The organism is Aureimonas populi, from assembly GCF_017815515.1.
Classification (GTDB): Bacteria; Pseudomonadota; Alphaproteobacteria; order Rhizobiales; family Rhizobiaceae; genus Aureimonas; species Aureimonas populi.
The window spans coordinates 23009-44900 of sequence record NZ_CP072611.1 but is presented as its reverse complement, the minus strand read 5'-3'; the positions used below and the strand labels follow the sequence as shown (position 1 = coordinate 44900).

The following is a 21892-nucleotide window of genomic DNA, read 5'->3' as shown; positions in this document are numbered from 1 at the left end:
CGGCTTTCGCCGGTGGACGAGGCGTCGGCGGGCGTTCATTCGCGCCGCGCGATCGTCTAGGAAGGGGCATGTCGAGACTTTCGCACGCCCTCGCCCGATGAACGCCGCCGCCGGCTCCGCGCCGACGCCGATGATGGCGCAGTATATCGAGATCAAGGCCGCCAATCCGGACTGCCTCCTCTTCTACCGGATGGGGGACTTCTACGAGCTGTTCTTCGATGACGCGTCCGTCGCCTCGCAGGCGCTCGGCATCGCGCTCACAAGGCGCGGCAAGCATCTGGGGCAGGACATCCCCATGGCGGGCGTGCCCGTCGTCTCGGCCGACGACTATCTTCAGAAGCTGATCGGCCTCGGCCATCGCGTGGCGGTCTGCGAGCAGATCGAGGACCCGGCGGAGGCCAGGAAGCGCGGCGGCAAGTCGGTGGTGCGGCGCGACGTGGTGCGCCTCGTGACGCCGGGCACCATCACCGAGGAGACGCTGCTGGAGCCGGGCCGGCCGAACTACCTCGCGGCGCTCTCCCGCCTCGGCGGGACGGGCGACAAGGCCGAGTTCGCGCTGGCCTGGACCGACCTGTCCACCGGGCTCTTCCGCCTCTCGCCCACCAGCCGCGAGCGCTGCCTGGCCGACATACTGGCGCTGGAGCCGAGCGAGATCGTCGTGCCCGACACGCTTCAGGCCGACCCGGAGATGGCGCCCGTCTTCAAGCGTCTCGGGCGTCTGGCGACGCCGGAGCCCGCTCCCCTCTTCGACGGCACGAGCGCCGAGGAGCGGCTGTGCCGCTTCTTCGGCGTCGCCACGCTCTCGGGCTTCGGCGATTTCTCGCGTGCCGAGATGTCGGCCGCGGCCGCGCTGCTGGCCTATCTGAAGAAGACGCAGCTCGCCGCGCGGCCCGCCCTGGAGCGGCCCCGGAGGGTCGACCCCGGCGCGGTGATGCTGATCGACCCGGCGACGCGCGCCAGCCTCGAACTCACCCGCACTCTTTCCGGCAAGCGGCAGGGCTCGCTTCTGGCCGCCATCGACCGCACGGTGACGGGGGCGGGGTCGCGGCTCCTGGCCACGCGCCTCGCACTGCCGTTGACGGACCCGGCCGCCATTGCCGCGCGGCAGGCGAGCGTCGCCTTCCTGCTCGCCGACCGGGCCAGGGCCCACGCCCTGCGCGAGGCGCTGCGCGGGCTGCCCGACCTTGAGCGCGCCCTCTCGCGCCTGTCGCTCGACCGGGCGGGCCCGCGCGATCTGGGCGCGGTGCGCGAGACGCTGGGCCGGGCCGCCGCCGTGTCCGGACTGTTCGAGGGGGCCGAAGCCGAAGCCGAGCTGGCGCAGGCCTTCGCGGCCCTCGCCGCCCTGCCGCAGGGGCTGGCGCAGCGCCTGGAATCGCAACTGGCCGATGATCTGCCACTGCTCAAGCGCGAGGGCGGCTTCCTGCGCGAGGGCGCGGCGGCGGAGCTCGACGAGGCGCGCGCGCTGCGCGACCGCTCGCGCAAGGTCGTCGCCGACCTTCAGGCGCGCTATTGCCAGGAGACGGGACTGCGGTCCCTGAAAATCCGGCACAACAACGTGCTGGGCTATTTCGTCGAGGTGCCGGAAGCGCAGGGGCCGACGCTTCTGGCCCGCGAGGGCTTCAACCATCGCCAGACGCTGGCCAGCGCCATGCGCTTCTCCACGCTCGAGCTCGCCGATCTCGAGATGCGCATCGTCGAGGCGGGGGCCACGGCCCTGAAGATCGAGCTGGAGGCCTTCGAGGCGCTGCGCGCCGCCGTTCTGGCCGAGATGGAGGCGCTGCGCCGGGGCGCGGAGGCGCTGGCGGTGCTGGACGTGTCGGCCGCTCTTGCCGAGCTTGCGAGCGCCGGAGACTGGGTGCGCCCGCTGGTGGACGACAGCCTCGCCTTCGCGGTGGAATGCGGACGCCATCCGGTAGTGGAGGTGGCGCTCAAGGCGTCCACCGGCGAGCCCTTCGTCGCCAACGACTGCGATCTCTCGCCGCCCGCCGGCGAGAAGGCCGGTGCGATCTGGCTGCTGACCGGGCCGAACATGGGCGGCAAGTCCACCTTCCTGCGCCAGAACGCGTTGATCGCCGTGCTGGCCCAGATGGGCGCCTATGTGCCGGCCACCAAGGCCCATATCGGCGTGGTGGATCGCCTGTTCTCGCGCGTGGGCGCCTCCGACGACCTGGCCGAGGGGCGCTCCACCTTCATGGTCGAGATGGTGGAGACGGCGGCGATCCTGAACCAGGCGGGGCCGCGCACGCTCGTCATCCTCGACGAGATCGGGCGGGGCACGGCCACGTATGACGGGCTCTCCATCGCGTTCGCGGCCATCGAGCACCTGCACGAGGTGAACCGCGCCCGCGCGCTCTTCGCCACGCATTATCACGAGATGACGGCCCTTTCGGCCCGTCTCTCGCGCCTGAAGAACGCGACGATGCGCGTGAAGGAGTGGGAGGGCGAGGTGCTGTTCCTGCACGAGGTGACGGCCGGGGTGGCCGACCGCTCCTACGGCATCCAGGTCGCGCGCCTCGCCGGGCTTCCCGCCGCCGTGGTGGCGCGGGCCAAGGACGTGCTCAAGCAACTGGAGAAGGGCGAGCGGGGCGAGCGCCGCGCCACCTTCCTCGACGATCTGCCGCTGTTTGCCGCGCGCCCCGCCGCGCCCGAGCCCGTCGCCTCGCCGCTGGCCGAGGCGCTGGAGGGCATCGACCCGGACGCGCTGACGCCGCGCGAGGCGCTGGAGGCGCTCTATCGGCTGAAGGGGCTGGCGCGGGAGAAGCCCTGAGCCTTCTTTGCATGGCCGGGCCGAAAACGGGAACGGGGCCCCCGCATGGGGCCTTTCCCCTGCTGAAGGGCCCTTCCGGGCCCCAGGAGCAAGGGACAAGAGACCATGGCCGACCAACGCCCACCGCAGCACCAGGACCGCGATCCCGGCGTCGAATACGAAATGCAGCCCAGGCCCGACTGCATGCCGCGTTTTCCGGGCGCCGGGCGCCTGACGGGCAAGGTGGCGCTCATCACCGGCGGCGATTCGGGCATCGGCCGTGCCAGCGCGATCCTGTTCGCGCGCGAGGGCGCGGACGTGGCCATCGTCTATCTCTCCGAGGAGGAGGATCGCGATGCCGAGGAGACCAAGGACCTCGTGGAGGCGGAGGGCCGCAAGGCGCTTCTGATCCGGGGCGACCTGCGCCAGAAAGCCTTCTGCACGGCAGCGGTGAAGAAGACCGTGGAGGTGCTCGGGCGCCTGGACGTGCTCGTCAACAACGCGGCCCACCAGGCGGTGGCGGAGGACGTGCGCGATATCTCCGAGGAGCAGCTCGCGCGCACCTTCGAGACCAATATCTACGCTTATTTCTACATGACGCAGGCCGCGCTCGACCATCTGAAGGAGGGGGCCGCCATCGTCAACGTGACCTCCGTCAACTCCTACAAGGGCAATGACACGCTGATCGACTACTCCTCCACCAAGGGAGCGATCACAGCCTTCACGCGCTCCATGGCGCTCAATCTGGCGGACAGGAAGATCAGGGTAAACGGCGTTGCGCCGGGGCCGATCTGGACGCCCTTCATTCCCATGTCCATGCCCGCCGAGAAGGTCGCCGAGTTCGGAACGCAGGTCACGATGGGCCGCGCCGGCCAGCCGAACGAGGTGGCCTCGGCCCTCCTGTTCCTCGCCTGCGACGACAGTTCCTACTTCACGGGACAGGTGCTGCACCCGAACGGCGGCACCATCGTCGGCGCATAAGCCGCGGGGTTTGCCCCGCGCGGCGAATGGTTCTATAGGCCGGTGCCTTTGGCGAAGGGACCGGCCGCATGACGACAGGGCTTCAGAAGCGCGGGAGAGCGACCTCGCAAGAGGGGCGCGGGCCCGACCTGCGCCTTGCCGAAATCGTCGACGAAACCCGGTTACGCGCCGATCTGGCGGCCGTCGCCGGGCAGGGGGAGGAGGCACGCCCTGCCATCCTCCAGATCCTGAAAGACGCCAACCGGGACGGACGCAAGGCCGCCGAGGCCATGCTGTTCGAGGATGGCGGCGGCCTCCTGTGCGCGATGCGCATCTCCGCCCTCCAGGACATTCTGGTGCGCGCCGTCCATGATCTGGCGTGCCGCTTGTTCAACTATGGTGGCCGGTGCATGGGCGTGATCGCGGTGGGCGGCTACGGGCGGGGCACGCTGGCGCCCGGCTCGGACATCGACCTGCTCTTCCTCCTGTCCGACACCGCCACGCCCGGCGCGCGCAAGGCGACGGAATATCTTCTCTATCTTCTCTGGGACCTCGGCCTGAAGGTCGGCCATTCCTCGCGCACGATTTCCGAATGCGTGGCGCTGGCCAGGGAGGACCATACGATCCGCACCGCGCTTCTGGAGCGCCGGCTGGTGACGGGCGAGGCATCGCTCTTCAAGGCGCTGGGCGCGCGCTTCGAGGCGGAAGTGGTGGCCGGGACGAGCGCCGAGTTCATCAAGGCCAAGCTTGCAGAGCGCGACCAGCGCCATGCCAAGAGCGGCGATACGCGCTATCTGGTGGAGCCCAACGTCAAGGAGGGCAAGGGCGGGCTTCGCGACCTCCACACGCTGTTCTGGATCGCCAAAGATCATTACCGGGTGGAGAGCCGGGGCGAGCTGGTCTCGGCCGGCGTCTTCTCCCGCCGCGAGTGCCGGCTGTTCGAGAAGGCCGAGGATTTCCTCTGGGCCGTGCGCTGCCACATGCATTTCCTGACCGGCAAGGCGGAGGAGCGCCTCTCCTTCGACATCCAGCCCGAAATCGCCGGGCGGCTCGGCTACAACACGCATCCGGGCATGAAGGAGGTGGAGCGCTTCATGAAGCACTACTTCCTCATCGCCAAGGATGTCGGCGACCTTACCGGCATCTTCTGCGCGGCGCTGGAGGAGGAGCAGGCCAAGGAGGCGCCGGGCCTGCGCGGGCTGATCCGCTCGCTGCGCTCGCGCTCGCGCCAGATTCCCGGCACGCTCGCCTTCTCCATCGACAACAACCGCATCACGACCACGAGCCGCACCGTCTTCTCGGACGATCCGGTCAATTTCATCCGCATCTTCAAGCTCGCCGCGCGGCACCGCCTGGAGTACCACCCGGATGCGCTCAAGCTCATCCGCCGCTCGCTGCGGCTGGTGAACCAGGCGCTGCGTGACAATCGCGAGGCCAACAGCCTGTTCCTCGACGTTCTGACCGACCCGAGCGACCCGGAGCTGCATCTCCGGCGGATGAACGAGGCGGGGGTGCTGGGCCGCTTCATTCCCGACTTCGGCAAGATCGTCGCGATGATGCAGTTCAACATGTACCACCACTACACGGTGGACGAGCATCTGCTGCGCGCCGTGGCGACCTTCTCCAAGCTGGAGCACGGCGAGCTGGAGGGCGAGCTGCCGCTGACCACCAGCTTCGTGGGGCAGGTGAAGGACCGCGTGCCGCTCTACGTCGCCATCCTGCTGCACGACATCGCCAAGGGGCGGCAGGAGGACCATTCGCAGGCCGGCGCGCGCATCGCGCGCGAGCTGTGCCCGCGCCTGGGGCTGGACGATCGCGAGACCGAGCTGGTGGCGTGGCTTGTGGAGGACCACCTCCTCATGTCGATGACCGCGCAGCAGCGCGACCTGACCGACCGCAAGACGATCCGCGACTTCGCCGAGAGGGTGCAGACGCTGGACCGGCTGAAGCTCCTGACGATCCTCACCGTCTGCGACATCCGGGCCGTGGGGCCGGGCGTGTGGAACGGCTGGAAGGGGCAGCTCATCCGCACGCTCTACATGGAGACCGAGCCGGTGCTCACCGGCGGCTTCTCGCAATCCTCGCGGCGCCAGCGCATCGAGGCGGCCCGCGTCGATCTTTCGCACGCCTTGTCCGGCTGGGCCGAGGGCGAACGGGCGGCGGCCATCGACAGCCATTATCCCAACTATTTCCTCACCGTCCCGCTCGAGGACCAGAAGCGCCACGCGGCCTTCCTGCGCGAGAACGCCTCGAAGGGCGCGGAGCTGGCCACGAGCGTCCGGACGGACCGCTTCCGCGGCATGACCGAGATCACCGTGCTGGCGCCCGACCATCCTCGCCTCCTGTCCTTCATCGCCGGCGGCTGCGCGGCGGCGGGGGCCAATATCGCGGACGCGCAGATCTTCACCATGACGGACGGGCGCGCGCTCGATATCGTGACCGTGAGCCGGGAGTTCGCCGAGGACGAGGACGAGCTGCGCCGGGCCGAGCGCATCGCGCGCAACATCCGCGAACTTCTGGGCGGGCGGCAGGCCATGCCCGATCTCCTGGCCGGCCGGCGCTCCCGCGGGCGCGACCTGTCCTCCTTCGACGTGCGCCCGCGCGTGACCGTGCACAACCACCTGTCCGAGCAACTGACCGTCATCGAGGTGGAGGGGCTGGACCGGACGGGGCTTCTCTCCGATCTGACCGGCGCGATCTCGGACCTCAACCTCGATATCCGCTCGGCTCATGTCTCGACCTATGGCGAGAAGGTGGTGGACGTCTTCTACGTGACCGACCTTCTGGGCCAGAAGGTCGCGGGCGAGGGACGGGCGGAGCGCATCGAGCGCCGCCTGATCGCCGTGTTCGAGGAGCCGGAAGGGGAGGTCTCCTCCCACACGGTGAAGCCTTCCACCGTCGCATTCGGCATGAGCGCGCGTTGAACCTGCTTCGCAAATTCGCCACCGTGGGCGGCGCGACGCTGGTTTCGCGCGTCTTCGGCTTCGTGCGCGAGATGATGATGGCGGCGGCGCTGGGCATCGGCCCGGTGGCCGACGCCTTCAATCTGGCCTTCCGCTTTCCCAACCTCTTTCGGCGGCTCTTCGCCGAAGGCGCCTTCAACGCCGCCTTCATCCCTCTCTTCGCGCGGCACCTGGAGGAGGGCGGGGAGGGGAGCGCCCGGCGCTTCGCCTCCGAGATCTTCTCCACCCTCTTCACCGCGCTCTTCCTGCTGACGGTGCTGGCGCTCGTATTCATGCCGGCGCTGGTCAGCTCCATCATCGCGCCGGGGCTCGCGGTGTGCGTGGACGAGGCGGGCGCCGCGCAGGCGCTGTCCTGCGCCGAGCGCTTCGACATCACCGTCGCCTTCTCGCGCATCATGTTCCCCTATCTCGCCTGCATGTCGCTGATGGCCATGGTGGCGGGCATCCTCAACGCCTTCCGCCGCTTCTTCATGGCCGCCGCCGCGCCCACGCTGCTCAACTTCATCCTCATCGCCGTGCTGCTCTGGGGCTGGCACACGGGCGCGATGACGGTGGAGATCGGTTTCCTGATGAGCTGGGGCGTGCTCGCCGCCGGCATCGCGCAACTGGCCCTCGTGACCTTCGAGATGCACCGGATGGGCTTTTCGGTGGCCATCCGCCGGCCCCGCTGGACGCCCGGCCTCAAGCGCCTCCTGGTGCTGGCCGGCCCCGCCGCGCTGATCGGCGGCATCACGCAGATCAATCTCTTCGTCGGCCAGGCCATCGCCTCCTTCAAGCCGGGGGCGGTCTCGATCCTGCAATATGCCGACCGGCCCTACCAGCTCCCACTCGGCATGGTCGGGGTGGCCATCGGCGTGGTGCTCCTGCCCGAGCTTTCCCGCGCGCTGAAGGCCGGGCATCTTCGCGAAGCCCAGCACACGCAGAACCGCAGCCTCGAGTTCGCGCTCTTTCTCACCGTGCCGGCGGCGGTGGCGCTCTTCCTCATCCCCGAGCCCATCGTGCGCGTCATCTACGAGCGCGGCGCCTTCGGCCCGGAGGTGACGGGCGCGGTGGCGGCGGTCCTGGGTCTCTACGCGCTCGGGCTGCCGGCCTTCGTCCTCATCAAGGTCTTCACGCCTGGCTATTTCGCGCGCGAGGACACACGCACGCCGATGTTCATCACGGGCTTCAGCGCGCTCGCCAACATCGTCCTGTCGCTCCTGCTGTTCTGGCAACTGGCCGAGCAGGGCATCGCGCTGGCGACGACGCTTGCCGGCTGGCTGAACGCGGGGCTTCTCTACTGGGGCCTGCGGCGCCGAGGGCTGTGGGAGAGCGACCGCGCGCTGGTGAAGCGCACGGCGCTCGTGTTCCTCTCGGCCGGCCTCATGGGCGGCGCGCTCATGGCCCTTCTCACGGTGCTGGAGCCCTTTCTGACGCCGCAGGCCGGGCTCGCCGGCCAGCTTGCCGCGCTGGTGCTCCTCACCGGCATCGGCATGGCGGTCTATTTCGCCTTCGCCTTCCTGACGGGCGCGGCCGACCGCGCGCTGGTGAAGCGGCTCTTCAAGCGGCGCGGCCGGCCGGCGGCTTGATCCCGCCGGGGGCCTCCTCCATAAGGCCCGGGGCTTCAACAACAGGCCGATTCCAACCCGGCCGAGCAGGATGCGAGGGCTTATGGCCGAGTTCGAACCGCGCGTGTTCTCCGGCGTCCAGCCGACCGGAAACCTGCATCTGGGCAATTATCTCGGCGCCATCCGCCGGTTCGTCGAGCTTCAGGACAAGCTGCCCTGCCTCTTCTGCGTGGTGGACCTGCACGCCATCACCGTCTGGCAGGAGCCGGCGGACCTCGAGCGCCAGACCCGCGAGATCGCGGCGGCCTTCCTGGCCTCCGGCATCGATGCCGAGAAGCACATCGTCTTCAACCAGAGCCGCGTGCCCGAACATGCGGAGCTGGCCTGGGTGTTCAACTGCGTCGCCCGCATGGGCTGGCTGAACCGCATGACGCAGTTCAAGGACAAGGCGGGCAAGGACCGCGAGGCGGCCTCCGCCGGCCTCTTCGTCTATCCAAGCCTGATGGCCGCCGACATCTTGGCCTACCGCGCCACGCATGTGCCGGTGGGGGAGGATCAGAAGCAGCATCTGGAGCTGACGCGCGACATCGCCGCAAAGTTCAACAACGACTATTCGGCCCGCATCGCGGAGCTCGGGCTCGGCGTGCCGATGCGGATGGGAGAGGAGAGCGTGAACGGCTATTTCCCGCTCACCGAGCCCCTGATCGAGGGGCCGGCGACGCGCGTCATGAGCTTGAAGGACGGCGCCAAGAAGATGTCGAAGTCGGACCCTTCCGACCTCTCGCGCATCAACCTGACGGACGACGCGGAGACCATCGCCCGGAAGATCCGCAAGGCCAAGACCGATTCGGACGCGCTGCCTTCCGAGGTGGCGGGGCTCGCCGGGCGGGCGGAGGCGGACAATCTCGTGGGCATCTATGCCGCCCTGGCGGGGGGCACCAGGCAGAAGGTGCTGGACGAGTTCGGCGGCGCGCCCTTCTCCACCTTCAAGCCGGCGCTGGCCGATCTGGCGGTGGAGAAGATCGGTCCCATCGCCGGGGAGATGCGCCGCATCCTGGCCGATCCGGCCGGGATCGACGCCACGCTGCGAAAGGGCGGCGAGCGGGCGCGCGAGATCGCCAGCCGCACGCTGGGCGAGGTGAAGTCCATCGTCGGCCTTCTGGCGAATTGACTTGCGGCGGGGCATCCGCCCCGCCATCTTGCCGCCATGGTTTCAAAGCGTCTCGGCCGCCGCGAAGGCGGCAAGCGGAAATTCCTCGCGATCGTGGATGGAACGCCCGAATGCGGGCGGGCCGCCGCCTATGCGGCGCGGCGCGCCGCCGCCAGCGGGGGCGCGGCCGTGTTCCTCTACGTGATCGAGCCCGGCGACTTCCAGCACTGGCTGGGTGTCGAGAAGATCATGCGCGCGGAGGCCGTGGAGGAGGCGGACACGCGCCTGTCGCGGCTTGCCGAGGAAATCCGTGTCGCGGCCGGTATCGAGCCCGAGCTCGTGGTGCGCGAGGGCAAGACGGAGGAGGAGATCAACGCCCTGATCGAGGCGGATCGCGAGATCGCGATCCTCGTCCTGGCTGCGTCGGATTCCGCCGAGGGCCCCGGCCCGCTGATCGCCGCCGTCGCGGGGCGCTCCAACGCCTTCGCCATTCCCGTCACCATCGTCCCCGCCACCTTGAGCGACGAGGATATCGAGAGCCTGTGCTGAGCGGCCGCTAGCGGCGCAGGATCGTGCTGCGGGCCTCGCGCCTGCTCTCCCAGCCCTCGCGCTCCAGTTCCGGCGTCTCGTGCTCGGCCTCTGGAAAGCCGAGGCACAGATAGCCGATGAACAGCCAGCTTTCGGGCACGTCGAGGGCCCGGCTCACCTCTCGCGGCTCGAGGATGGAGACCCAGCCGAGGCCGATGCCGGCCGCGCGGGCCGCCAGCCAGAGCGTGTGGATGGCGAGGACCGCCGAGTAGGCGAGCGTTTCGGGCATGGTGCGCCGGCCGAGGCCGTGGCCCTGCCGCGTCTGGGCATCGGCGAAGACGGCGATCTGGCACGGCGCCGCGTCGAGCCCGGCCAGCTTGAGCCGGGCGTGCAGCGCCGCGCGCTCGGGCGCCTCGCCCGCCAGCGCCTCCGCGTTGGCCCGCTCGAAGCTGCGGCGCACCAGCGCCCTGCGGCCCTCGTCCTCCACCAGCACGAAGCGCCATGGCTGGCTGAGGCCGACGGAGGGCGCAAGGGTGGCAAGCTCCAGCAACTCGTCCAGCAGGCCTTCGGGCAGCGGATCGGGCCGGAAGCGGCGCACGTCCCGCCGCCAGAGGAGGAGGGTGCGCAGATCGTTGCGGAAGGCGGTATCGAACAGAGGCATGACGGTGCGTTTCCCATCCGGCGCGGTCGAAGGGAAGCCCGGATCGGCCTTGCGGCGCGCCGTGAGGGGGCTTATCTGGAGCCTGATCACCTTGAAATTTTCCGCGACGGGGCCGCCATGTTCATCCAGACCGAAGCCACGCCCAATCCGCAGACGCTGAAGTTCCTGCCCGGCCGCGTCGTGCTGGAAACCGGCACGGCGGAGTTCCTCGACGAGGCGGATGCAGCCGCGCGCTCGCCGCTGGCGAGCCGGCTCATGGCCATCGAGGGCGTGACGGGCGTTTTCTTCGGCTATGACTTCGTGACCGTCACCAAGGACGAGACCGCCTGGCCGCATCTCAAGCCGGCCATTCTGGCCGGGCTGATGGAGCATTTCGTCTCGAACGCGCCCGTCATGGCGCCGGGCGGCACGTCGCCGGCGGCCGAGAACGGCGAGGAATTCTTCGAGACGGGCGACGAGAGCGTCGTGGCCACCATCAAGGAGCTGCTGGACACGCGCGTGCGCCCGGCCGTGGCGCAGGACGGCGGCGACATCACCTTCCGCGGCTTCCGCGACGGGGTGGTGTTCCTGAACATGCGCGGTTCATGCGCCGGCTGCCCCTCTTCCACCGCCACGCTCAAGCACGGCATCGAGAACCTCCTGCGCCATTTCGTGCCCGAGGTGGAGGCCGTCGAGGCGATGGAAGCGGCGTGAGGCCGCGATGAGCGAAAGCCTGCAAGACCCGGCCCGCCGATTCGGCGGGCTTCTTCTTGCGCTGGACACGGCCGGGGCGCGCTGCTCGGCCGCCGTGTTCGACGCGAGCGCCGGAGCGGTTCTGGCCAGCGCCGAGCCCGAGATCGGTCGGGGCCATGCCGAGGCGCTGATGGACGTGATCGCCGGCGTCCTGTCGGATGCGGGCATCGGCTATGGCGATCTGTCGCGGGTGGCCGTCACTGTCGGCCCCGGTTCGTTCACCGGCATCCGCGTCGGCGTCTCGACTGCCCGCGCCCTGGCTTTGGCGCTTGGCATTCCGGCCGTGGGGGTCTCGGTGCTCGAAGCGCTGGCCGGGCCGCATCGGGGCGGGGCCGCACCGGTGCTCGCCGTGCAGGACGCGCGGCGCGGCGAGGTCTATGCCGCGCTTTACGCGCAAGGCGGCGAAACGCTGCGCGAGGCTCGGGCACTGGCGCCCGAGGCCCTTGCGGATTTCGGCCTCGCGGCGGTCCCGATCCTGGTCGGCAGCGGCGCGGCCCTGGCCGCTCCCTTCTCCCCCGGCGCCGTGCTGGCATCCGAGGACGGGCTCGTCTCGATCGGGGCTGTGGCACGGATCGGGGCGCGGATCGTGCCGGGCGCGCCCGTCGTTCCGCTCTATCTGCGCGGCCCGGATGCCAAGCCTCAGGTTTCGAGCGGTCTTCGCGCAACTGCCCCGTTCCAATCCGCGGCCGACCTGCCATAATCGTTCGCGCGCTGTGCGAAGGGAGGTTGTGCGATGTACTGGACCCTGCCGTTCAACTGGTCCCTGTCCTTCTGGGACGGGTTGCTCAATCCCTCCTTCGTGACCGCCGACATGGGCCCGGAGGATGTGGAGACGGCCGCCGAGCTGCATGGGGAGGCCTTCGCGGCCGCCTGGGCGGGCGACGAGTTCGCCGCGCTCCTTTCCCAGCCCGGCACGTTCGGCTTCGTGGTGCGGCGCGCCTACCAGCCGCTGGCGCGGCCCTCCGGCGTCGTGCTCGCGCGGCTGGCCGCCGGGGAGGGGGAAATCCTCACCATCGTGGTCGACAAGGCGGCGCGAGGCAAAGGCATCGGCCGCTTGCTGATGGACAATGTTCTGCAGCGGCTCCATGCCGAGCGCGCCGAGGCGCTGTTCCTGGAGGTCGAGGAAACCAACGTTCCCGCGCTCGCTCTCTACAAGCGGCTGCGCTTCGAGGAGGTGGGCCGGCGGCCGGCCTATTATGTGGACGCGCAAGGGCAGCGTGCCAACGCGCTCGTCCTCAAGAGGGCGCTTCTCTCCTGAAAGCCTGCCATTCATGATCGCAAAACTGCGCGCTGGGCTTGCCCTCGCGCTGCTTCTCATCCTCACCGTGCCGCTGGCCGGGCTTCAGGCGCTTGCCATTTGCGCTCGCTGGCCGCTGGCGCACCGCCTGCCGCGCCTGTGGCACCGCCTGGCGTGCCGCGTCATCGGGCTCAGGGTGATCCGCAAGGGCGCGCCGGCGGCGGGGCGCCCGCTGCTTCTCGTCTCCAACCACCAGAGCTGGGCCGATATCGTGGCGCTGGGCAGCGCCGCCGAGCTGTGCTTCATCGCCAAGTCGGACGTTCGCGACTGGCCGCTCTTCGGCCTGCTGGCGCGCCTCCAGCGCACCATCTTCGTGGAACGCGAGGCGCGCGGCAAGACGGGGCGGCAGGCCAGCGAGATCGCGGCCCGGCTGGCGGCGGGCGACGCCATGGTGCTGTTCGCCGAGGGCACGACCTCGGATGGAAACGGCGTCCTGCCCTTTCGCACCGCGCTGTTCGGCGCGGCGCAGGGCGCGCTGCGCGATTCGGGCGCGGCCGAGGTGCTGGTGCAGCCCGTATCGGTGGCCTTCACCCGCGCCCATGGCATGCCGCTCGGCCGATTCGGCCGCCCGCTGGCTGCCTGGCCGGGCGAGGTGAAGCTCGTGCCCCACCTTCTCACCTTCGTGAAGGAGGGGGCGGTGGACGTGGAACTGCGCTTCGGCGAACCTGTTTCCTTCACTGCAACCGGGGATCGCAAGGCCCTTGCGCGCGGCTGCGAGAGGCAGGTGCGGCGGATGCTGGCCGCAAGCCTCTCGGGCGTGGCCGACGAAGCCGTCTTGCGTCCGGCGGCGGACGGGTCGATATAGAAGACGGATGAAGGCGGCGCCCGAAAAGGACAGAATGAGCCAGACACGCAACGAAGCCCCGGCGCGCGCCGGCGCGAACGTCCGCAAAGTCTTCATCAAGACCTACGGCTGCCAGATGAACGTCTACGACTCGCAGCGCATGGGCGATGCGCTGGCGGGAGACGGCTACGAGCCGACGGACGCGATCGAGGACGCGGACCTCGTCCTTCTCAACACGTGCCATATTCGCGAGAAGGCGGCGGAGAAGATCTATTCCGAACTCGGCCGCATCCGCGAGATGAAGATCGAGCGGGAGGCGCAGGGGCGCAGCCTGACGGTCGGCGTCACCGGCTGCGTGGCGCAGGCCGAAGGACCGGAGATCGTGGAGCGGGCGCCCGTCGTGGACCTCGTCGTCGGCCCGCAGGCCTACCACCGTCTCGGCGGCGCTCTGGCGCGCGTGGCGGCTGGCGAGCGCGTGGTCGAGACGGACCTGACGACGCAGGACAAGTTCGAGAAGCTGCCCCGCCAGGACGGGCGCCAGATCGCCGCGCGGGGCGTGACGGCCTTCCTGACCGTGCAGGAGGGCTGCGACAAGTTCTGCACCTTCTGCGTGGTGCCCTATACGCGCGGCGCGGAGGTTTCGCGCCCCTTTGCCGCCGTCATGGAGGAGGCCCGGCGCCTGGCGGCGGCGGGCGTGCGCGAGCTGACGCTCCTGGGGCAGAACGTCAACGCCTGGAGCGGCGAGGGGGGCGGAGGCCGCAGGCTGGGCCTCGGCGGACTGTTGCGCGAGCTGGCGGAAATCCCCGGCATCGCGCGCCTGCGCTACACCACCTCGCACCCGCGCGACATGGATGACGACCTCATCGCGGCACATCGCGACCTTGCCGCGCTGATGCCCTATCTGCACCTGCCGGTCCAGTCGGGCTCGGACGCCATCCTGAAGGCGATGAACCGGCGGCACAAGGCCGGGGATTATCTGCGCCTCCTGGACCGCATCCGCGAGGCGCGGCCGGACATCGCCCTGTCCGGCGATTTCATCGTGGGGTTTCCGGGCGAGAGCGACGCCGACTTCGAGGCGACGATGGAGCTTGTGCGGCAGGTGCGCTTCGCCGCCGCCTACAGCTTCAAATACTCCCCCCGGCCCGGCACCCCCGGCGCCGCCATGGGCGGGCATGTGGAGGAAGCGGTGAAGACCGAGCGGCTGGAGCGCCTGCAGGCGCTGATCCGCGAGCACCAGCTCGCCTTCCAGGAAAGCTTCGTGGGGCGCGAGCAGGAAGTGCTGGTCGAAAAACGCGGCCGCCATCCCGGCCAGATGATCGGCCGCTCACCCTTCCTCCTGCCGGTCGTCGTGCCGCAGTCGGCCGGCGCGATCGGAGAGATCGTCACCGTGCGCATCGAGGCCAGCCTGCCCAATTCACTGATGGCCGAGGGCGCCGATCACGAGAATCGCGTGGCGCAACCGTTGAGGAAGATCGCATGAAGGCTGCTCGCGGCACGGCGCCGGTCTCCGGCGCGTCGGACATGGCCCATATCGAGCTTTCCTTCGACGACAACAGGCTGGCGGGCGCGCTTTTCGGCCAGTTCGACGAGCATCTGGCGCTGCTGGAGCAGAAGCTGGGGCTGGATGCGCGCGCGCGTGGCAACAAGGTGGAGCTGCGCGGCGACCCGGTGGCCAGCGAGCAGGGCCGGCGCGCGCTCGACTATCTGTACGAGCGCCTTCAGGCCGGCCACGAGGTGCACCGCTCCGACGTGGAGGGCGCCATCCGCATGGCCGTGGCGCAGGACGACCAGCTCGTCCTGCCGACCATGGAGAAGAAGGGCCGCATGGCCATGGCGGGCATCTCCACCCGCAAGAAGACCATCCATGCCCGCACACCCACGCAGGACGCCTATATCCGCGCCATGGATCGCGCCGAACTCGTCTTCGGCATCGGCCCGGCGGGCACCGGCAAGACCTATCTGGCCGTCGCCCACGCCGCCCAGCTCCTGGAGAGAGGCCAGGTGGAGCGCATCATCCTGTCGCGCCCGGCCGTGGAGGCCGGCGAGCGACTGGGCTTCCTGCCCGGCGACATGAAGGACAAGGTGGACCCCTATCTGCGCCCTCTCTACGATGCGCTCTACGACATGATGCCCGCCGAGAAGGTGGAGCGGGCGCTGGCCGCCGGCGCCATCGAGATCGCCCCGCTCGCCTTCATGCGCGGGCGCACGCTGGCCAACGCCGCCGTCATCCTCGACGAGGCGCAGAACACCACGACCATGCAGATGAAGATGTTCCTGACGCGCCTGGGCGAGAATGCGCGCATGATCGTCACGGGCGATCCCTCGCAGATCGACCTCCCGCCCGGCCAGAAGTCCGGCCTCGTGGAGGCGCTGCGCGTGCTGGAGGACGTGACGAGCGTCGTCACCGTGCGCTTCGAGGCGAAGGACGTGGTGCGCCACCGGCTGGTGCAGGCGATCGTGGAGGCTTACGAGGCGGACGCGGCGCGCTCGCGCCCGGCCGTCCTGGCCGAGCCGCGATGACCCCGGACCCGCTCCAGCGAAGCGCCGGCCTCGACATTCTCCTGGGGGTGGAGGCCGAGGGCTGGCCGGAGCTTCTGGGGCAGGACCCCGAGGCGCTGGCGCGCCGGGCCGCGCAGGCCGCTCTGGACCGCGCCGGCCTGCCGCCGGATTTCGCCAGCGAACTGGGCATTACCCTTTCGGACGACGAGAGCGTGAAGGCGCTGAACGCGCAATGGCGCGGCAAGGACAAGCCGACCAACATCCTCTCCTTCCCGGCCCGCCAGCTCCAGGTGGGGCAAACGCCCGGTCCCATGATGGGCGACCTGATCCTGGCGCGCGAGACGCTGGAGCGGGAAGCGCGGAGCGAAAGCAAGGCGCCGGCCGATCATTTTGCGCATTTGATCGTTCATGGCATCCTGCATCTCCTCGGCCATGACCATATGGACGAGAACGAGGCCGAGCGCATGGAAACACTCGAAATCGAAATTCTCGCCGATCTGTCGATCGGCGACCCCTATTCCGAAGCTTCGGGCCACGCGCCCGGGGCCGATACGATCGCAACCTGAAACGAGAGAGGCGATGAGCACCAATGCGAACGGCGCGGTGAGCGCCGGTGATGGCCGGGAAGCGGGCGAGTCTTCCTTCGCCGACCAGGGCCAGGACGACCGAAGTCCCGTCCCGGCGGAGCGGACCACGTCCGAGCCGGGATTCTTCGAGCAGATCGTCCAGTTCCTGAAACCGCGGGCGCCCTCGCCCCTGCGCCAGAGCTTCGCCGAAGCGCTGCGCAACGCCGAGATCGGCGCGAGCGGCTTCACGGTGCAGGAGCAGGCCATGCTCACCAATCTTCTCGGCCTGCACGAGACGCGCGTCGAGGATGCGATGGTGCCGCGGGTCGAGATCGACGCCGTGGAGGTGACGGCCAGCCTCGGCGACACGATGCGCCGTTTCGAGGAGAGCGGCCGCTCGCGAATGCCCGTCTATGGCGAGGGGCTCGACGATCCGAAGGGGATGATCCACATCCGCGACGTGGTGGGCCACATCACGCGGCGCGCCATGGCGGCGGCCGAGGGCGGGGCGCTGGATCTTTCGCGCGTCGACCTCTCGACGCCGGTGGCCGAGCTGGGCCTCATCCGCAAGATCCTCTTCGTGCCCGCCTCCATGCCCGCCACGGAGCTGATGGCGCGCATGCAGGCCACCCGTATCCAGATGGCGCTCGTCATCGACGAATATGGGGGCACGGACGGGCTCGTCTCGCTGGAGGACATCATCGAGACCATCGTCGGCGACATCGAGGACGAGCACGACGAGGACGAGGTGCGGATCGTCGCGGGGGGCGAGGGCGTCTACGAGGCGGATGCGCGTGCCGAGCTGGAGGACGTGCAGAAGGTCGTCGGCGGGGATTTCGACATCGCCGCCTATGAGGACGAGGCCGACACGATCGGCGGGCTGGTGGTGGCCGAGCTCGGCCGCATCCCCGCCGAGGGGGAAACGGTGGAGACGCTGGCCGGCTTCCGGCTGGAGGTGCTGGAGGCCGATACGAGGCGGGTCAAGCGCGTGCGCATCGTGCGGCGCGTGGCCGAGCCGCCCTCCGAGGCGGCCAGCCTCTGGAACTGACGCTTCACGCCCGGCGCGGGGAGCCGCGCCGGGCGTGAAACCACGCATGAGAGCCCCTGACGCGGGCATCGGCTCGAAAACCGTTCCGATTTGGCAGCCGATGCTCTAAGCCGGGCGGCGTTCGACCGGGTAGGGGGCTCATGCAACGGATCGCCGGCACCATCATGCTTCTCGACGGCTGGCGGCGCGCGCTCGTCGCGTTCCTGGCCGGCGCGCTGGCGACGCTCGCGCTGGCGCCATACGACTTTCCCTTCGTCGGCTTCCTGTCCTTCCCGCTGCTTGTCTGGCTGATCGACGGGGCGGCCGGCGAACCGGGGCGCGGCTTCCTGCGGCGGCTGATGCCGGCCTTCAGGATCGGCTGGTGCTTCGGCTTCGGCTATTTCGTCGCCGGGCTCTGGTGGCTCGGCGCGGCGATCCTGGTGGACGCGGAAGCCTTCCTTTGGGCGCTGCCCTTCGCGGTGCTCGGCCTGCCGGCGGTGCTGGCGATCTATCACGGGCTGGCCTGCGCGCTGGCACGGGCCCTGTGGAGCGACGGGGCCCTGCGGCTCCTGGCGCTGGCAGCCTGCCTTGCACTCTTCGAATATCTGCGCGGCATCCTCTTCACCGGCTTTCCGTGGAACGAGATCGGCATGATGGCGGCTTCCACGCCGCTTCTCATGCAGTCGCTCTCGCTGGTCGGTCTGCACGGGCTCACGCTCGCGGCAATCCTCGTCTTCTCCCTTCCGGCGCTGCTGGCCGGCCCCGCCCCTCTGCGCGGACCGGTGCTGGCGCTGGGCCTCGTTCTGGCGGCAGGGCACCTGGGCTTCGGGGCCTGGACGATGGGGCGGGAGGCGCCGGGCTTTGCGCAGGACGTGCGCCTGCGCATCGTCCAGCCCAACATCCTCCAGTCGCAGAAATGGGATGCGGAGGAGGCTGAGCGCATCTTCGCCCGGCATCTGGAACTCTCGGCCGAGGGCCGGGGCGGCGAAGGCGGGCAGACGCTGGTGATCTGGCCGGAATCGGCCTTTCCCTTCATCCTCACGGACAGCCCGGCGGGCGTGGCGCGCCTTGCCGAGACGCTCCAGCCCGGCGAGACGCTGCTGGCGGGCGCGGCGCGCGTGGAGGAAACGGGCACCGCGCAGGGACGCCTCTATTACAATTCCCTCCTCGTCATCGACGAGGACGGGACGATCGCCGACGCGCGCGACAAGCGCCATCTCGTGCCCTTCGGGGAGTATCTGCCGTTCCAGGAGAGGCTGGAAGCCCTCGGAATCGAGCAGTTGACGCAGCTTCCGGGGGGCTTCACGCCCGGTACGGTCTCGGCGCCGGTCGAGGTGGCCGGCACCTCCTTCCTGCCGCTGATCTGCTACGAGATCATCTTCCAGGACGAGATCGCCCTCGGCGACGGGGCCCGTCCGGCCTTCCTCCTCAACGTGACCAACGACGCCTGGTACGGCACGACGCCCGGCCCCTACCAGCACCTCGCCCATGCGCAGGCGAGCGCGGTCGCCTTCGGCCTGCCCCTGGTCCGGGCGGCCAATACGGGCATCTCCGTGGTCACGGATGCGCGGGGGCGGCCCGTCGCCGGCCTTGGCCTCGGGCAGGGCGGCACGGTGGCCGCAGCGTTGCCGCTGGCGGGCGCACCGACCCTGTTTTCGCGCGCCGGCAATGTTCCCTTCATCGCGATGCTGGGAATTTTCATCATTGGCGCCATTCTGCCTCAACTTTCCCGGCGTTTCGGTTGACGGCAAACGTTATGAGCAATACCCAATTCATATAGAGGACATAGGACAGGTGCATCGGGGGATGCGCATTCGCCGAGTGCCTCTACGCGAATGCGGGGACGGCATCGATGGACACCAAGAAAAGGCCCGACGAGGCCGACAAATTCATCGCCAAGCGCGTGCGCGACCGCCGCCGCGAGTTGGGGCTGAGCCAGGAGAAGCTCGGGGAGCGGCTCGAGATCACCTTCCAGCAGGTGCAGAAATACGAGAACGGCAAGAACCGCATCAGCGCCGGGCGGCTGTTCTCGATATCCGAATTCCTCCTCGTGCCCGTGAGCTATTTCTACGAGGGGCTCGGCTCTTCGGACCGGGCGAACGGATTTGCCGAGACCGACGAGCAGGATCCGTTCGTTCCCCCGCCTCCTGCGGAGACGGAGGAACTGATGCGCTACTTCTCCCGACTGCCCGACGCGGCGGTGCGCCGCTCCATCGTCGATTTCGTGCGCACCCTCGCCGAGCGGGAGGAAAAGTCGCTCCCCCGAGAGTGATGCGCGACCTCGGCGCGGCGGCGGCGAGAAAATGTTTTCCCTTGACCGAGGATGCCGCTGACGCCAAACCGGCGACGCTCGGATGTTCTTCCGTGGCATGATCCCTACTGGTCCGAAGGGCCGGTCCGTCGACAAAGATTGAGATTATGGGTCGCGGGCGAGGTCGTCTGCGGCGGGAAAGGCCTCCATGACGCGCAGCGACTACCTCTTCACCTCCGAAAGCGTTTCGGAGGGACATCCCGACAAAATCTGCGACCGCATTTCCGACGAGGTGGTCGATCTGTTCTTCCGGCAGGCCAAGAAGGCCGGCATGGACCTCGGCGATCTGCGGGTGGCGTGCGAAACCCTTGCGACGACCAACCGCATCGTCATCGCCGGAGAGGTGCGCTGCTCGCTGGACGAGCGGCAGATCCGCTCCAAGGTGAAGGCGGCCGCGCGCCGCGCGGTGAAGGACATCGGCTACGAGCAGGACGGTTTCCACTGGAAGACCGCCAGGATCGACGTGCTGCTGCACGCCCAGTCCGCGGACATCGCGCAGGGCGTGGATGCCGGCAACAAGGCCAGCGAGGGGGCGGGCGACCAGGGCATCATGTTCGGCTATGCCTGCCGCGACACACCCGAGCTGATGCCAGCGCCCATCTTCTATGCCCACAAGATCCTCGAACGGCTTTCCCGGGCCCGCCGCGCGGGCGAGGAGGATGCCGGCAAACTGGGCCCGGACGCCAAGACGCAGGTGACGGTGCGCTACGAGGGCGGCCGTCCGGCCGAGATCGTTTCCATCGTCCTGTCCACCCAGCATCTCGAGCCGGACCTGACCTCCGATGAGGTGCGCGCCATCGTGGAGCCCTTCGTGCGCGAGGCGGTGGCCGGACTGCCGATCGCCGAAGACTGCGTCTGGCACGTCAACCCCACCGGCAAGTTCGTCATCGGCGGACCGGACGGGGACGCCGGCCTGACGGGTCGCAAGATCATCGTCGACACCTATGGCGGTGCCGCGCCCCATGGCGGCGGTGCCTTCTCCGGCAAGGACCCGACCAAGGTCGACCGCTCGGCGGCCTATGCGGCGCGTTATCTCGCCAAGAACATCGTGGCGGCCAAGCTGGCGGAGCGCTGCACCATCCAGCTCGCCTACGCCATCGGCGTGGCCGAGCCCGTGTCGATCTATGTCGACCTGCACGGCACCGGCACGGTGGAGGAAGCCAAGGTCGAGAAAGCGATCCGCGAGGTCATCAGCCTTACGCCGCGTGGCATTCGCGAGCATCTGCAGCTCTCCCGGCCGATCTATGCCAAGACCGCCGCCTACGGCCATTTCGGCCGCGCGCCGGGGCGCGACGGCTCCTTCTCCTGGGAGCGGACGGACCTTGCGCCCAAGCTGAAGGCCGCGCTGAACGGGTGAGCGTGATGGAGGAACAGGAAGCGGGCCGCCCGGCCCGCTCGCGCGAGGCGTTTTTCGGCCGCCACAAGGGGAAGACGCTCAGCCCCTTGCAGGCGGGGCTCCTCCAGACGCTCCTGCCGGCCCTGTGCATCGACCTCTCCGCGCCCCCGCCGGTCGACCTTCGCAACTTGTTCGAGGGCGGCGTGGAGGCGGTGCGCCTGGAAATCGGCTTCGGCGGGGGCGAGCATCTGCGCCATGAGAGCGCGCGTTTTCCTCGCACCGGCTTCATCGGCGTGGAGCCCTTCGTGAACGGCATGGCCAAGATGCTGGTTGCCCTCCAGGTGGAGCCACGCCCCAATCTGCGCCTCTACGACGACGACGCCACTCGGCTTCTCGACTGGCTGCCCGAGGCCTGCCTCGACGGCATAGACCTGTTCTACCCCGATCCGTGGCACAAGAAGCGGCACTGGAAGCGGCGTTTCGTATCGCAGCGCAACCTCACGCGCTTCGCGCGCGTCCTGAAGCGGGGCGCGCCGTTGCGCTTCGCCTCGGACATCGAGAGCTATGTCGGCTGGACGCTGGACCATTGCGCGCGCCACCCGCAGTTCGACGCCCCGCAGGGTAGCCCGGAGGACTGGGCGCGGCCCTATGAGGCATGGCCCGGCACGCGCTACGAGGCAAAGGCGTTTCGCGAGGGGCGGCGGGGAGCCTATCTGACGTTCCGGCGAAGCTGATGTCGGACCTTGTTCGCAACGAGCGCACCAAGCTTCGGCCAACGCGCTCGC

19 protein-coding genes are annotated in these 21892 nt (G+C 69.3%); 18 read left to right on the top strand and 1 reads right to left on the bottom strand.

The genetic code is table 11. The features are described from left to right. The first annotated feature begins 97 nt into the window (after nucleotides 1–97). From mutS to J7654_RS00180, 6 genes are all read left to right on the top strand, one after another. Nucleotides 98–2767: a DNA mismatch repair protein MutS gene (gene mutS / locus J7654_RS00205; RefSeq protein ID WP_209737280.1), complete on the top strand. Its 2670-nt coding sequence runs from the start codon at nucleotides 98–100 to the stop codon at nucleotides 2765–2767. Nucleotides 2768–2872: 105 nt separating this feature from the next. Then, nucleotides 2873–3727, top strand: a complete 855-nt coding sequence (locus J7654_RS00200; protein ID WP_209737279.1) for an SDR family oxidoreductase — start codon at nucleotides 2873–2875, stop codon at nucleotides 3725–3727. Between the two features lie 68 nt (nucleotides 3728–3795). Then, the gene (locus J7654_RS00195) at nucleotides 3796–6630 is read left to right on the top strand and encodes a [protein-PII] uridylyltransferase (RefSeq protein ID WP_209737278.1); all 2835 of its coding nucleotides are present in this window, start codon (nucleotides 3796–3798) and stop codon (nucleotides 6628–6630) included. Beyond that, nucleotides 6627–8237, top strand: coding sequence for a murein biosynthesis integral membrane protein MurJ (murJ, locus tag J7654_RS00190; RefSeq protein ID WP_209737277.1), 1611 nt, complete (start codon nucleotides 6627–6629; stop codon nucleotides 8235–8237). Before J7654_RS00195 ends, murJ begins: the two co-directional genes overlap by 4 nt. Nucleotides 8238–8319: 82 nt before the next feature. After that, the gene (gene trpS / locus J7654_RS00185) at nucleotides 8320–9387 is read left to right on the top strand and encodes a tryptophan--tRNA ligase (protein ID WP_209737276.1); all 1068 of its coding nucleotides are present in this window, start codon (nucleotides 8320–8322) and stop codon (nucleotides 9385–9387) included. Nucleotides 9388–9423: 36 nt separating this feature from the next. Continuing rightward, on the top strand, nucleotides 9424–9915 hold the full coding sequence (locus tag J7654_RS00180; RefSeq protein ID WP_209737275.1) for a universal stress protein: 492 nt from the start codon (nucleotides 9424–9426) through the stop codon (nucleotides 9913–9915). A 7-nt stretch (nucleotides 9916–9922) separates the two neighbouring features. Here J7654_RS00180 and bluB read toward each other — a convergent pair whose 3' ends face one another. Continuing rightward, a complete protein-coding gene (gene bluB / locus J7654_RS00175) occupies nucleotides 9923–10555 on the bottom strand; it encodes a 5,6-dimethylbenzimidazole synthase (RefSeq protein ID WP_209737274.1) in 633 nt (210 codons plus the stop codon). Between the two features lie 117 nt (nucleotides 10556–10672). Between bluB and J7654_RS00170 the strand changes: the two genes are divergently transcribed. From J7654_RS00170 to trmB, 12 genes are all read left to right on the top strand, one after another. Next, complete coding sequence (locus J7654_RS00170; protein WP_209737273.1) at nucleotides 10673–11248, top strand: NifU family protein; 576 nt, start codon at nucleotides 10673–10675, stop codon at nucleotides 11246–11248. A 7-nt stretch (nucleotides 11249–11255) separates the two neighbouring features. Next, complete coding sequence (tsaB, locus tag J7654_RS00165; protein ID WP_209737272.1) at nucleotides 11256–11987, top strand: tRNA (adenosine(37)-N6)-threonylcarbamoyltransferase complex dimerization subunit type 1 TsaB; 732 nt, start codon at nucleotides 11256–11258, stop codon at nucleotides 11985–11987. A gap of 33 nt (nucleotides 11988–12020) precedes the next feature. Then, a complete protein-coding gene (locus J7654_RS00160; protein WP_209737271.1) occupies nucleotides 12021–12545 on the top strand; it encodes a GNAT family N-acetyltransferase in 525 nt (174 codons plus the stop codon). Nucleotides 12546–12558: 13 nt separating this feature from the next. Continuing rightward, on the top strand, nucleotides 12559–13389 hold the full coding sequence (gene olsA, locus J7654_RS00155; protein WP_209737270.1) for a lyso-ornithine lipid O-acyltransferase: 831 nt from the start codon (nucleotides 12559–12561) through the stop codon (nucleotides 13387–13389). 34 nt (nucleotides 13390–13423) lie between these two features. Beyond that, complete coding sequence (miaB, locus tag J7654_RS00150; protein ID WP_209737269.1) at nucleotides 13424–14848, top strand: tRNA (N6-isopentenyl adenosine(37)-C2)-methylthiotransferase MiaB; 1425 nt, start codon at nucleotides 13424–13426, stop codon at nucleotides 14846–14848. After that, nucleotides 14845–15888, top strand: coding sequence for a PhoH family protein (locus J7654_RS00145; RefSeq protein ID WP_245195570.1), 1044 nt, complete (start codon nucleotides 14845–14847; stop codon nucleotides 15886–15888). The genes miaB and J7654_RS00145 overlap by 4 nt, the downstream gene beginning before the upstream one ends. Next, nucleotides 15885–16433 (top strand): rRNA maturation RNase YbeY, encoded by a 549-nt coding sequence (gene ybeY, locus J7654_RS00140; protein ID WP_209737268.1) that lies wholly within the window; start codon nucleotides 15885–15887, stop codon nucleotides 16431–16433. The genes J7654_RS00145 and ybeY overlap by 4 nt, the downstream gene beginning before the upstream one ends. A gap of 13 nt (nucleotides 16434–16446) precedes the next feature. Further along, the gene (locus J7654_RS00135; protein ID WP_209737267.1) at nucleotides 16447–17481 is read left to right on the top strand and encodes a transporter associated domain-containing protein; all 1035 of its coding nucleotides are present in this window, start codon (nucleotides 16447–16449) and stop codon (nucleotides 17479–17481) included. 140 nt (nucleotides 17482–17621) lie between these two features. Beyond that, nucleotides 17622–19205, top strand: a complete 1584-nt coding sequence (gene lnt, locus J7654_RS00130) for an apolipoprotein N-acyltransferase (RefSeq protein WP_209737266.1) — start codon at nucleotides 17622–17624, stop codon at nucleotides 19203–19205. A 107-nt stretch (nucleotides 19206–19312) separates the two neighbouring features. Further along, entirely contained in the window at nucleotides 19313–19732 is a 420-nt protein-coding gene (locus J7654_RS00125) for a helix-turn-helix domain-containing protein (protein ID WP_209737265.1), read from the top strand. 187 nt (nucleotides 19733–19919) lie between these two features. After that, nucleotides 19920–21128 (top strand): methionine adenosyltransferase, encoded by a 1209-nt coding sequence (gene metK, locus J7654_RS00120; protein ID WP_209737264.1) that lies wholly within the window; start codon nucleotides 19920–19922, stop codon nucleotides 21126–21128. Between the two features lie 5 nt (nucleotides 21129–21133). Next, a complete protein-coding gene (gene trmB, locus J7654_RS00115; protein WP_209740052.1) occupies nucleotides 21134–21841 on the top strand; it encodes a tRNA (guanine(46)-N(7))-methyltransferase TrmB in 708 nt (235 codons plus the stop codon). Nucleotides 21842–21892: the final 51 nt, after the last annotated feature.